Origin of the sequence: Achromobacter sp. ACM01 (genome assembly GCF_014851745.1) — a bacterium.
GTDB lineage: Bacteria > Pseudomonadota > Gammaproteobacteria > Burkholderiales > Burkholderiaceae_B > Achromobacter > Achromobacter aegrifaciens.
Map to the genome: position 1 here is coordinate 168,455 of NZ_JACVAF010000003.1, position 13,213 is coordinate 181,667.

Annotated in this window: 9 protein-coding genes; 1 reads left to right on the top strand and 8 read right to left on the bottom strand. The window is 66.0% G+C overall.

Annotated elements, in window-relative coordinates; genetic code table 11:
- Positions 1–328 precede the first annotated feature (328 nt).
- From sucD to metE, 6 genes are all read right to left on the bottom strand, one after another.
- Positions 329–1,210 carry a succinate--CoA ligase subunit alpha gene (gene sucD / locus IB268_RS15565; RefSeq protein WP_013392545.1) on the bottom strand — a complete coding sequence of 294 codons (882 nt, stop codon included), beginning with the start codon at positions 1,208–1,210 and terminating at the stop codon, positions 329–331.
- Positions 1,211–1,232: 22 nt separating this feature from the next.
- Positions 1,233–2,393 carry an ADP-forming succinate--CoA ligase subunit beta gene (gene sucC / locus IB268_RS15570; protein ID WP_054451059.1) on the bottom strand — a complete coding sequence of 387 codons (1,161 nt, stop codon included), beginning with the start codon at positions 2,391–2,393 and terminating at the stop codon, positions 1,233–1,235.
- A gap of 10 nt (positions 2,394–2,403) precedes the next feature.
- A complete protein-coding gene (locus IB268_RS15575; protein ID WP_054451331.1) occupies positions 2,404–3,006 on the bottom strand; it encodes a DUF2889 domain-containing protein in 603 nt (200 codons plus the stop codon).
- 80 nt (positions 3,007–3,086) lie between these two features.
- Positions 3,087–3,653: a 4'-phosphopantetheinyl transferase superfamily protein gene (locus tag IB268_RS15580; protein WP_119450543.1), complete on the bottom strand. Its 567-nt coding sequence runs from the start codon at positions 3,651–3,653 to the stop codon at positions 3,087–3,089.
- A complete protein-coding gene (locus tag IB268_RS15585; RefSeq protein ID WP_192354503.1) occupies positions 3,650–7,633 on the bottom strand; it encodes a Pls/PosA family non-ribosomal peptide synthetase in 3,984 nt (1,327 codons plus the stop codon). Before IB268_RS15585 ends, IB268_RS15580 begins: the two co-directional genes overlap by 4 nt.
- A 231-nt stretch (positions 7,634–7,864) precedes the next feature.
- On the bottom strand, positions 7,865–10,162 hold the full coding sequence (metE, locus tag IB268_RS15590) for a 5-methyltetrahydropteroyltriglutamate--homocysteine S-methyltransferase (RefSeq protein ID WP_192354504.1): 2,298 nt from the start codon (positions 10,160–10,162) through the stop codon (positions 7,865–7,867).
- A 141-nt stretch (positions 10,163–10,303) separates the two neighbouring features.
- Between metE and IB268_RS15595 the strand changes: the two genes are divergently transcribed.
- Positions 10,304–11,221, top strand: a complete 918-nt coding sequence (locus IB268_RS15595; RefSeq protein WP_054451055.1) for a LysR family transcriptional regulator — start codon at positions 10,304–10,306, stop codon at positions 11,219–11,221.
- Positions 11,222–11,247: 26 nt separating this feature from the next.
- Here IB268_RS15595 and recX read toward each other — a convergent pair whose 3' ends face one another.
- A complete protein-coding gene (gene recX, locus IB268_RS15600) occupies positions 11,248–11,934 on the bottom strand; it encodes a recombination regulator RecX (RefSeq protein WP_175162454.1) in 687 nt (228 codons plus the stop codon).
- A 135-nt stretch (positions 11,935–12,069) separates the two neighbouring features.
- On the bottom strand, positions 12,070–13,134 hold the full coding sequence (recA, locus tag IB268_RS15605; protein ID WP_054451054.1) for a recombinase RecA: 1,065 nt from the start codon (positions 13,132–13,134) through the stop codon (positions 12,070–12,072).
- Positions 13,135–13,213: the final 79 nt, after the last annotated feature.

A 13,213-nucleotide genomic window follows, 5' to 3' on the forward strand; every position in this document is an offset into this window, starting at 1 on the left:
AGGACAAACCAAATGAATGGGTGAAATAAGACGAAAAAAACGTACTGGCCGTCTTGGTGCGAGCCCGACGGCATTCTTGCTGGGTACGTGCAGAATTTCTTTCATTATAGTTTCGTTCAGCTTTCCGTATGTTTGCCAGGCCGCGACGTGGACGCGGGATTTCCCTAGGATTACGGAAAAAAAGACGAAAAAAAGCCCGCCGGAGCGGGCTTCGATTGGCGGATGCCAGTTGCCGGGAGCCAGGGGTTTGACGCCGGAAGCGGGACTTCCGCCAGCAGGCCGCGGGCGCCGGACGCAAGCAGCGTCCGGACGCGCGGCCAGGCGCTTTTTACAGCACCGACTTGAGCAGCTTGCCCATTTCGGACGGGTTGCGCGTGGTGCGGATGCCGCAGGCTTCCATGACTTCCAGCTTGGCGTCGGCAGTGTCGGCGCCGCCGGAGATCAGCGCGCCGGCGTGGCCCATGCGCTTTCCGGGAGGAGCGGTGACACCAGCGATGAAGCCGACGACCGGCTTCTTCATGTTGTCCTTGGCCCACTCGGCAGCGTTGACTTCGTCGGGTCCGCCGATTTCGCCGATCATGATGACGGCGTCGGTGTCGGGATCGTCATTGAACATCTTCAGCACGTCGACGTGCTTCAGGCCGTTGATGGGGTCGCCACCGATGCCGACGGCGCTGGATTGACCCAGGCCCAGCTCGGTGACTTGCGCCACGGCTTCGTACGTCAGGGTGCCCGAACGGCTGACGATGCCGATGCGGCCCTTGCGGTGGATGTGACCGGGCATGATGCCGATCTTGATTTCGTCGGGGGTGATCAGACCCGGGCAGTTCGGGCCCAGCAGCAGGGTCTTGCTGCCCTTGGCCTTCATGCGGTTCTTGACTTCCAGCATGTCACGGACCGGGATGCCTTCGGTGATGCAGATCACCAGATCCAGTTCGGCCTCGACGGCTTCCCAGATGGCGGCAGCGGCGCCCGCGGGCGGCACGTAAATGACGGACACGGTGGCGCCGGTGTCAGCCTTGGCGTCCTTCACCGAAGCGAAGATCGGCACGCCTTCGAAGTCTTCACCCGCCTTCTTGGGGTTCACGCCGGCCACGAAAGCGGCCTTGCCATTGGCGTACTCACGGCACATGCGGGTGTGGAACTGGCCCGTCTTGCCCGTGATGCCCTGGGTGATGACCTTGGTGTCCTTGTTGATCAGAATCGACATTTGTGAATCCTTGGATTTTTCTTTACTTGACGGCGGCTACGACGCGGGTGGCGGCTTCGGCCATCGTGTCGGCGCTGATGATCGGCAGACCGGAGTCAGCCAGCATCTTCTTGCCGAGTTCTTCGTTGGTGCCCTTCATGCGGACGACCAGCGGCACGTTCAGGTTGACGGCCTTGCAAGCAGCGATCACGCCTTCGGCGATGACGTCGCAGCGCATGATGCCGCCGAAGATGTTGACCAGGATGGCCTTCACGCCCTTGTTCTTGAGCATGATCTTGAAGGCTTCCGTGACCTTCTCGGCCGTGGCGCCGCCGCCGACGTCCAGGAAGTTGGCCGGCTCGCCGCCGAACAGCTTGATGGTGTCCATGGTGGCCATGGCCAGGCCGGCGCCGTTCACCAGGCAGCCGATGTTGCCGTCGAGCTGGATGTAGGCCAGGTCGAACTTGCTGGCTTCGATTTCAGCCGGATCTTCTTCGTCCAGGTCGCGGTAGGCGACGATTTCCGGGTGACGGAACAGGGCGTTGGAGTCGAAGTTGAACTTGGCGTCCAGGGCGATGATGTTGCCCTTGCTGTCGCGGTTCAGCGGGTTGATTTCGACCAGGGAGGCGTCGGTGTCCATGTAGCACTTGTAGAGCTTCTGGAACACGTCCACGGCCTGGGCGGTGGAGTCAGCGGGCAGGCCGATCGCGTTGGCGATCTTGGTGGCTTGCTCGGCCGACAGGCCGGTCAGCGGGTCGATGTATTCGGTGATGATCTTCTCGGGAGTGGAGTGGGCCACTTCCTCGATGTCCATGCCGCCTTCGCTGGAGGCGATGAAGGCAACCTTCTGGGTGGCGCGGTCGGTGACCAGCGACACGTAGTATTCCTTCTGGATGTCGGCGCCGTCTTCGATGTACAGGCGGCGGACCTTCTGGCCTTCCGGGCCGGTCTGGTGCGTGATCAGCTGCATGCCCAGGATTTCCGAGGCCAGCTTGCGGACGTCGTCCAGCGAGCGCGCCAGCTTCACGCCGCCGCCCTTGCCGCGGCCGCCCGCGTGAATTTGTGCCTTGACGACCCAAACCGGTCCACCCAGCTTTTCAGCGGCAGCCACGGCCTCGTCGACGGAAAGAGCGGGAATCCCGCGCGGCACGGGGACGCCAAATTGCTTCAGCAGTTCCTTGCCTTGATACTCGTGGATTTTCATGTGTTACCTGTCAGGACGTATGAGAAAAAGAAGGTGAATCGGAGGACGAATCGGCCGATGCCTCAGCGCTACCCCCGGTGTACCACTTGGGATAGTGCTCAGCCACCACCGGGCCGCTGGTGCTTAGCGCGTGGCAGCCGTCCAGTTGGAATGGACGCCGGTTCGGGTTGTTTTCCTGCCGCCGGCGGTTGGCCATGGTCTGCACCGCCGCGGTGGGTAGCACCTGCGACAGTTCGGTCATGTGCGTACAGCCCTCCACGTGCCCGAACCGCTCCTTGACCTGCCGGCGGAACCCCTTGAGCAGGTTCATTCCGATCAGATCAGTGTAAGCCGGTTCGATGGCCATGCAATGCTCGCCGTAGGGAGCGGCGTCATAGACGGCCTGCGCCGCCACGATCGAGAAGTTCTCGTCGATGGTGATGCGCAGATGCATGTGGTGGATGGGTTGTCCGGCCTTGAACATCTCGCCGTCGCGCTTGGGGAAATCGTACGCCTTGACGTCGATCAGCTCGGCTTCCAGGTCCCAGTGCCCGTCTTCGCGCGCATACGACTGCACGCGTATGGAACGCGTGTGCAATGGTTGGCGAGGATAGTCCGGCGGTGGCAAGGGCATGCTGGGGGCCTGCGGGGCGAGATGCCTGCGCATGGTGCGCGGCAACAAAACCTTCAAAGTATAGCGCAGGCGGCCTGCGATCAAGCCCCCTGACTGGCGCCTGACGCGCCGCCGCAGAGTGCGGCTGCCGCCCATAGGCCCTGGTGCCGAAGCTGGCAGGTGATGCGGGCAGCGGCCAGGTGCCGCTCGCGCTCGGGGGAGTATTCCTCCAGTCCCCGCCGGCAGGCTTTCAGGCGCGCCTCCAGCGCGCTCCAGGCGCGGGCGAAGGCGTCCGCCCGGGCGGCCGGCGGACTGGCGGCCAGTTCGGCGGCGGCCTGCGGGCCGCAATAGAGACGGATCACGTCCGCATCGCCCGCCCAGGCCTGCGCGCCGGTCAGGTCCACGCCCGGCAGGCCCAGCCGGGACAGGCCGCAGAGAATATAGGGGCCATAGTAAGAGAAGGAACTGTTCCAGCGCGCGCCTGCGGGCATTTGCGGACCCTTGGACGTTTCCGTCCAGCCGGGCGCGGCTTGCGGATCGCGCCGCGCCAATTCCGTGGCCAGCCAATTCCGGGCTGCCTCCCGTTGCCTGTGGCGGGAGGCAGGCAGGTGCAGCAGCCACAATTCGACCGGGGCGCCCTCCCCGGTCAGCCTCCGGGGTCCGGTCACCGCTGCTCCCAAGGCGTGGCCGGACTGCCGATCCAGGCCTGGCCCGCCGGAATGGCCTCGCCCTTGAGCACCAGCGTCAGCGGCCCCAGGCGCGCGCCCGCTTCGACCCGGGTGTCATACAGGATGGTGCTGCGCGGCCCGACGTTGACGGCATCGCCGATGCGGACCATGCCGATCTTCATCACGCGGTCTTCGAACAGATGGGTCTGCGGTCCGGACCAGGCGTGCAGCACCGCGTCGTCGCCGATCGACACGCAGTCGTACTCGGTGATGTCGGTGGTGTCCATGAAGACGCGCTTGCCGATGCGGGCGCCCATGCAGCGCAGGGCCAGCGGCAGCCAGGGCGTGGCCCGCAGGAAGTTGAAGAAGTTGGGCACCGCTATGGATTCATACAGGCTGGTGACCGCTTCGCTCTTCCAGACGAACGGCGTCCACATGGGCTCGGCGCGCGGCTTGTAGCGGCCGATCAAGGCCCATTTCAGCGCCACCAGGAACAGGAACGCGCCGACGCCGTACAACACGCCGGCCAGCATCAGCTCGTCGAAAGCGGAGACAAAGCCTTCGCGGGCGGCCATGGGGATGACTTTCATCACGGTCAGATAGCCCACCGCGATCACCACGGCCAGCGGCAGGACCATGCGCATGCCTTCGACGCCGCCGCGCAGGATCTTGCGCCCCAGGCTGGGGCGGAAAGTCAGGTGCGCCGGAAAGCCCGCGGTCTGTTCGCGCGCCGGCAGCGCCAGCGGCGGATTGCCCAGCCAGGTCTGGCCGCTGGCCATGCGGGCATTGGCCGGCGCGCGGCTCTGCACGCCGATCAGCACGTCGTCGGGCAGTACCGAGCCGTCCGGCACATAGGCGCCGTTGCCGACGAAACTGCGGTTGCCGATGACGGTGGGCCGCAAGGTCATCCAGCCGGCGTCGATTTCCTCGTCGCCCAGCATGACGCCGTCGGCGATGAAGCTGTCTCGGCCGAGGGTCAGCATGTCGGGCACCACGCCCATGGCGGTGGAAATTTCGGTGCCGCGTCCGACCTTCGCGCCCAGCAGGCGATACCAGTTGCCCGCGTAGATCGACGCGTACAGGCCGTGCAGCACGCTCAGGCTCGATTCCTGGATCTGGTTCGTCAACCAGCGCCGCAGGTAGATCTGGCCGTATACAGGCCAGCGGCCGCTGGCCAGACGCGGCAACAGCGTCCATCGCAGCAACGCCGATACCAGCACCGTCAGCATCAACAGCAATGCGCTGGCAGGCAAGGCCAGCAGCAGATAGCTCAGGAAGGCTTGAGGCCAGGGCACTCGCGCGCCCATCAGGTCCAGCCAGCGCGCGTCGATCCAGTCGATCAGCACAAAGCTCGGGAACACCGGCATGAAGAACAGCGCGGCGATCAGCGTACCGCCGGCCGCATAGGCCATGCAGTCGAGCCGGCTCCAGATGCCGTGGCGTTGCGGCCGCGGCGGCAATTCGGGAGCGCGGGCCTGCGGATCGTGGCGCGCTGGCGCCCCGCTCCAGATCTGGCCCGCAGGCACGCGGGCGCCCTGCGCCAGCGAAGACAGTCCGTCCAGCCGTGCGCCCTCGCCCATCGCCACGTCGCCTTGCAGCACCGAATAGGAACCGATGTAGGTGTTGTCCGCCAACGTGATCGGCGCCACCGTCCACTCGCCGCCGCGCACCGAGAAATTCTCCAGGTTGACCGCCGCGCCGATGCTCACGCCGTTGCCCACCGACAGCAGATCGGGCGCACGCACGGACACCCGGCTGATGGCAGCGTCGCGGCCGATGCGCGCGCCCAGCGCCCGCAGGTACCAGACCTGCAACGGGGAGCCCGCAAGCAGATGCGCGGGCGGAATGTCCATCACCCGGTCCACCAGCCACCAGCGGTAGAACAGCCAGCCGTACATCGGATAGCTGCCGGGCTTGAGCCGGCCAAGAATGCCCCACTTGCAGGCCACGGCCACGCCGAAGCTCAACAGATTGCAGGCCAGATAGCTGGCGATGGACAGGACCACCGCACGCCAGACCGAGTCGCCTTCGTCGCCCGTCCAATAGTGATACGTGAAGAACGGCGTCAGCCAGATCAGCATGCGTACGCCGATCAGCAGCGGCAAGGCCGCCAACTGCGCCAGGCCGCAGGTCCAGCGGCGCCACTCGGGCGCGGGCGCGGGATCGGCGCCAATGCCGGCGACGCCCGCCGCTCGGGCCGCGTCGCTTTCGGCCGAAGCCAGCGCGTCCAGCCGGGCCGCAAGCGTCGCCAGCACAGGATGCTGGTAAAGCTCGTGCATGGTCAGCGCGGAAAAATGCGGATGCTTGCGCAGCGACGACACCAGACGCGCGGCCAGCAGCGAATGGCCGCCCAGGTCGCGGAAGAAGTCGCTGGCCAGCCGCAGCGGCTGTCCCGGGAACAGCGGACGCAAGGCGTCGAACAAGGCCCGCTCGCCCGGCGTGACGGGTTCGTCGTCTTCGCCGCCGGGCTCGGACACGGCCACCAGTTCGCGCGCCTTCAGCGCCTTGCGGTCGATCTTGCCCGAGGTCAAACGGGGAACATCGGCCACCAGTTCGAAGCGCGCCGGAATCATGTAGGCGGGCAGGTCCGCGCCCAGCGCGGCGCGCATCGCATGCGGGTCCAGCCGCGCCTCGCCCTCGGGCTTGAGAAAAGCCACCAGCTGCTCGATGCCCGCGAGATCGCGCAGCACCACGGCGGCCGCGCCCACGCCCGGCAGGCGGTAAAGCGCGGCCTCGATTTCCCCGAGTTCGACCCGGAACCCCCGCACCTTGACCTGGTCGTCGCTGCGGCCCAGGCAGTGGATCTGCCCGTGCTCGTCGATGCGCGCCAGGTCGCCGCTGCGGTACATGCGCGTGTCGTGATCGCCGGCCGGACGCGGATTGGCCAGGAATTTCTCGGCCGTCAGCTCGGGCCTGCCCAGATAGCCGCCAGCCACGCCGGGGCCTGTGATGCACAGCTCGCCCACCTGCCCTTGCGGCAGCACCGCGCCATCCTCGCCGCGCACCAGCATGCCGTAGTTGGGCAGCGGCGTGCCTATGGTCACGGGCTGGCCGGGCAGCAGTTCGGCCAGGCTGGCGGACACCGTGGTCTCGGTGGGGCCGTAGGTATTGAACAGGCGCCGGCCGGGCGTGGCCCAGCGCGGCACCAGGAAGTCCGGACAGACCTCGCCGCCCAGGTTGACGATGCGCAATCCGGGCACGTCGCGCGCGAACAGCGCCAGCAAGGTCGGCACGGCGTGCAACACGGTAATGCCTTCCCGCACCAGCGCGTCCGGCAGGCCTTCGGGGTCCGTGGTCAGCATCTTGGGCGCCACCCACAGGGACGCGCCGACCAGATAGCTGATCCAGATCTCTTCGAACGACATGTCGAAGGCTACCGAGAAGCCCTGATAGACCTTGTCTTCGTGGCGCACGCCCAGCACCGCGTTTTCGCTGCGCAGGAAGTGGCAGATGCTGGCATGGCTGACAGGCACGCCCTTGGGCTTGCCGGTGGAGCCCGAGGTGTAGATGACGTAGGCGGGATGCTCGGGCAGCAGCCCTTCCCGCCTGCGCAAAGCGCCTTCGACCGGCTCCGACAAGGCCCAGGTGGTCCAGGTGGCCATGCCGTCCAGCCGGACCTCGGCGCCCGCGATCAGCCCGCGAGCGCCCGCGTCCTGCAGGCAGACCAGCATGCGGTCCACCGGCGTGTCGGACTCGAACGGCAGCCAGGCCGCGCCCGCCTTCGCGATGGCCGCCTGCATCACCAGCAGGTCGGCGCCGCGCGGCAGGCACAGGCCCACGATATCGCCAGGCCGCACGCCGGCCTGCATCAGATGATGCGCGGCCAGATCGGCGCGCTGGCCGAGCATGTCGTAGGTGAGAGTGTGATCCAGCCAATGAATGGCGACGGCGGCGGGATGCCGGCGGATCGTGGCTTCCAGAATGTCGGGCAGCGTCTCTGCGAGCAGCAGGTCGGGCCGACAGGGGCCTTGGAGAATCATAGGAACGACAAGGATCCAGCAATGGGATTTTTGCGTATTGACCCCCGCCGCGGAATTTCGTTCAAGCAAGTTTGAAAAAAAACATCCACGCTGCGCGCAGGCTGTGGCTTGCAGCCATCAGAAGGACCTTGCGGCTGCAGAGAAAAAAGCCCTGCTCCGCGCGCGACGTGCACGGATCAGGGCTGGCGCCGGACCCTTGGGATCCCGGCGGCGTCAGGGCAAGCTGCTTGCTCAGGCCGCCTGGCGCAAGGCTCGGGCCGCCTGCACCATGCCAAGCAGCGCAGCTTCGGTTTCAGGCCAGGCGCGCGTCTTCAGGCCGCAGTCAGGATTGACCCACAGGCGCTCCTTGGGCAGGCGGGCCGCGGCCTTCTGCATCAGGCCGACCATCCAGTCCACTTCGGGCACGTTCGGCGAATGGATGTCGTACACGCCGGGGCCGATATCGTTCGGATAGCGGAAGTCCTCGAACGCCTTGAGCAGCTCCATGTTGGAGCGCGAGGTTTCGATCGTGATCACGTCCGCGTCCATGGCGGCGATGGACTCGATGATGTCGTTGAACTCCGAATAGCACATGTGGGTGTGGATCTGCGTTTCGTCGCGCACGCCGGCGGTCGACAGGCGGAAGCAATCCACGGCCCAGTCCAGGTAGGCCTGCCAATCGGCGCGGCGCAGCGGCAGGCCTTCGCGGATGGCGGGCTCGTCGATCTGGATGACACTGATGCCGGCGGCTTCCAGGTCCACCACCTCGTCGCGCAGCGCCAGCGCCAATTGGCGGCAGGTCTGCTCGCGCGGCTGGTCGTCGCGCACGAACGACCATTGCAGGATGGTGACCGGCCCGGTCAGCATGCCCTTGACCGGCTTGTCGGTCAGCGACTGCGCGTACGACGACCAGCCCACCGTCATCGGCGCCGGGCGCGCAACGTCGCCAAAAATGACGGGCGGTTTGACGCAGCGCGAGCCATAGCTCTGAACCCAGCCGTTCTTGGTGAAGGCGAAGCCGGCCAGCAGCTCGCCGAAGTACTCCACCATGTCGTTGCGCTCGGGTTCGCCGTGCACCAGCACGTCCAGGCCTACCTTTTCCTGGAAGCGGATGACTTCCTCGATCTCCTTGCGGATGGCGGTCTCGTAGCCCGAGTCCGTCAACGCGCCCGACTTCCAGTCGCGGCGCAAGGCGCGGATTTCCGCGGTCTGCGGGAAGGAGCCGATGGTCGTCGTCGGGTAGGCGGGCAAGCCCAGCTGTTCCTGCTGGCGGGCGATGCGGCCGGCAAACGGCGCGCGATCGCGCGACACGGCCGCAGCGCCGGCCATGCGCTGGGCGACGGCCGGATTGTGGATGCGGGTCGAAGCGCGGCGGGCGGCGAGCGCGGCGCGCTGCCTGGCCAGGCCTTCCTGCGCGGCCGCTTGCGTGGCGCCGTCCAGGGCGCGGCCCAGCAGGCTCAGTTCTTCGAGCTTCTGCGCGGCAAACGACAACCAGCTCTTGAGTTCCGCGTCCAGCTCGGTTTCATGCGCCAGGTCCACCGGCACGTGCAGCAGCGAGCACGACGGCGCCAGCCACAGGCGGTCGCCCAATTGCTGCTTGATCGGGGTCAGCGTGGCAATGGCCGAATCCAGGTCGGTGCGCCAGATGTTGCGGCCGTTGATGATGCCGGCGGACAGCACCTGCCCGGAGCCCAGGCCCGCAACCACTTCCGCCAGTTGCTCGGGTGCGCGGACCAGATCCACATGCAGGCCGGCCACGGGCAGGCCCAGGGCGGTCGGCAGGTTGTCCTTCAGGCCGTCGAAGTAGGTGGCCACCAACAGCTTGACCGGGCTGGAGGATAGCTGGTCGTAGGCCTGCTTGAACGCGCGGCGCCAGGCTTGCGGCAGATCCAGCGCCAGGATGGGTTCATCGATCTGCACCCACTGCACGCCCAGCTTGGCGAAGCGCGCCAGCACTTCCTGGTAGACCGGCAGCAGCGCGGCCAGCAGTTGCAGCTTGCCCTCATCGGCGGCGCCGGCGGGAAAGGCGTCGCCCTTGCCTTGGTACAGCCAGGTCAGCGGGCCGGGGATCACGGGCTTCACGGCGTACCCCTGGGCCTGCGCCTCCTGGACCTGTTCGAACAGCGATTCGCGGGCGATGCGGAAGGTCTGGCCCGGCGCCAGTTCCGGCACGATGTAGTGATAGTTGGTATCGAACCACTTGGTCATTTCGCAGGCGGCGGCGGGCTTGCCCGACGGCGCGCGTCCACGGCCCATGCGGAACAACGTGTCCAGCGTGACGGGTTCGTTGTCGTGCTGGCCGAAGCGGGCAGGCACGGCGCCCAGCAGCGTGCTCCATTCCAGGATCTGGTCGTACCAGGCGAAGTCGCCCACCGGCACGAACTTCAGGCCGGCGGCGGCCTGCAGCTTCCAGTGCCTGGCGCGCAGCTCGCGGCCCGTCTGTTCCAGTTCCTCGGCGGTTTGCCTGCCGGCCCAATAAGCTTCGACTGCGCGCTTCAGTTCACGCTGGGCGCCGATGCGGGGGAACCCCAAATTATGAATCGTAGTCATGGATCACCACCGTTAGACAAAATTTGTTCAAGTGACAGCCATTTTGAAGCCAAATCAAAATGAATCAAAATCAATGTCTACATTCATAAAATGAGCAAATCTCATAGAATATGAGCTTATTCCCAAATCCTGCGGTCACCCATGCTTGAAATCCGCCACCTTGAAACGCTTTCCGCCATCCGCGACGGCGGCAGCCTGCAGGAAGCCGCCGAGCGCCTGCACCTGACCCAGTCGGCCCTGTCGCATCAGTTGCGCGACCTGGAAACCCGGCTGGGCACGCCGCTGCTGAACCGCCGCACGCGGCCGGCTCGGCTGACGACGGCGGGACTGCGGGTGCTGGCGCTGGCGGATGACGTGCTGCCGCGCATCCGCGCGACGGAACGGGACCTGCAGCGGCTGGCCGCGGGCCGCACCGGCCGGCTGCATTTGGCCATCGACTGCCATTCCTGCTTCCAGTGGCTGATGCCGGCCCTGGATGCCTTCCGCGTGCAATGGCCGGACGTGGCGTTGGACCTGTCGGCGGCGTTTTCCTTCGCCCCCCTGCCCGCTCTGGTGCGCGGCGACCTGGACCTGGTCATCACGTCAGATCCCCAGCCGCTCGAGGCGGTGGAATACCTGCCGTTATTCAAGTACGAGCTGGTGCTGGCCGTGTCGGAATCCAATCCGCTGGCAGGCAGCAAGTTCGTCATGCCGGAGCAATTGGCCGACCAGACGCTCATCACCTATCCCGTGGACAAGCAGCGCCTGGACATTTTCACGGCCTTCCTCGACCCCGCCGACGTGGAACCGGCCGCCGTCCGCCGCGCGGAACTCACTCCCATCATCGCGCAACTGGTAGCCAGCAACCGCGGCGTGGCCGCGCTGCCCAACTGGGCGCTGACGGAATACATGAATCAGGGTTGGCTGCGGCTGTGCCGGCTGGGCCCGCAAGGCGTATGGCGCACGCTGTACGCGACGGTGCGTAGCGAAGACACGGACGCGTCGTACATCGATGAGTTCCTGACCATTACCCGGGATGTCTGCTTCAAGACGCTGTCGGGGATCAAGTCGGCAAAGTAAGAGGCCAGGCGCTTCGGGCGTAGCGCTCAGTCCTCGTCGCCGCCTGCACCCAGGATGCGGCGGATCACGTCATGCGCGAACCCGCGGCTGGCCAGAAAGCGGGCCTGCTTGGCATAGGCCGCGCGGTCTTCCGGCTTGGCGCTGAAGCGCTTCTTCCAGACTTCCAGCGCGCGGTCGTACTCGGTGGCCCGCAGTTGTTCGCGCAATTCGGCGACCTGGTTGTCGTCCACGCCATGTTGCCGCAATTCCTGCACGATGCGCGCCGCCCCTTGGCGCGACGCGCGGCGGTGCACCAGGCTTTGCGCAAAACGTTCGGTGGACAGCCAGCCTTCTTTTTCCAGGGCATCCAGCACGGCCTCGACTTCGCCCGGGTCCTCGGCGTAGGCGGCAAGCTTGCGCGCCAACTCTTCGCGGGCATGCTCGCGCCGCGACAGATAGCCCACGGCCCGCATCTTCAGCGATGGCCCCTTGCGGGCGGACTGGCCGTCCGCGTCCGGGCCGTCCTCGGCAGCGGCGGCGCGCCGGCCTCGGCGCACATTGCCGGCTTCCGAGCTGCGGCTCCATTGCTCTGGCGCATCGCTGGATTCCGCTTCCTGATCGCGGCGCGCATCCGAAGTGCGGCGCAAGCCCTGGGGCTTGGCCACGGTTTCGAATTCATCGTCCAGCTTGGCGCGTAGGCGCTCGGCTGAAGCGGGCGGCGATTTCCAGCTCATGCGTTTCCTGCTTGGTATGCATAACGGCAGGCCCGTCCTGGCGCCTGCCGCAACTGTTCGGGCTGCCCCGACGCGATAGGCGGTCCGTTTGCGGCGAACTTGAATTGCGCCGCGCCAGGCCCGCCACCAATCCGATTACTCTTCGGAGGTATCTTCCGCGGTGGGCACGAATTCTGCCGCGCGGCTGACGATGCCCTGGTTTTCGCGAACGCGGTTCTCGATTTCGATGGCCAGTTCCTTGTGCTCTTTCAGGTACTCGCGGACATTGTCCTTGCCCTGGCCGATGCGGTTGCCGTTGTAGCTGTACCAGGCGCCGGACTTGTCGACCACGTTGGCGGCCACGCCCAGATCGATGATTTCGCCTTCGCGCGAGATACCGGCACCATACATGATGTCGAATTCGGCCTGCTTGAACGGCGGCGCGACCTTGTTCTTCACGACCTTGACGCGGGTTTCGTTGCCGACGACCTCGTCGCCCTTCTTGATGGAGCCGATGCGACGGATGTCCAGGCGCACGGAGGCGTAGAACTTGAGCGCGTTGCCGCCGGTGGTGGTTTCGGGGTTGCCGAACATCACGCCGATCTTCATGCGGATCTGGTTGATGAAGATGACCATGCAATTGGTCTTCTTGATGGTGGCGGTGAGCTTGCGCAGCGCCTGGCTCATCAGGCGGGCTTGCAGGCCGGGCAGGGAATCGCCCATTTCGCCTTCGATTTCGGCCTTGGGGACCAGTGCGGCCACCGAGTCGACCACGATCAGGTCGACCGAGCCGGAGCGCACCAGCGCGTCGGTGATTTCCAGCGCCTGTTCACCCGTGTCCGGCTGCGAGATCAGCAGGTCGGCCAGGTTCACGCCCAGCTTGGAGGCGTATTGCACGTCGAGCGCGTGTTCGGCGTCGACGAAGGCGCAGGTGCCGCCCAGCTTTTGCATTTCAGCGACCACCTGCAGCGTCAGCGTGGTCTTGCCCGAGGATTCCGGACCGTAGATTTCGACCACGCGGCCTCGCGGCAGGCCGCCGACGCCCAGCGCGATGTCCAGGCCCAGGGAGCCCGTGGAAACCACCTGGATGTCGTGCGACACCTCGTTGTCGCCGTAGCGCATGATCGAGCCCTTGCCGAACTGCTTTTCGATCTGCGAAAGCGCGGCGGCAAGCGCCTTGGCCTTTTCCGATGCGGCGGCCTTGGTGGTTTTGTCGTCCATGTAGAGTCCTGTCTGTAACGTATCTGGTGTCTAGGGAAGTGCCGCAGGGTTAGGCGGGTGCTTTGAGCAACGGGTCAGA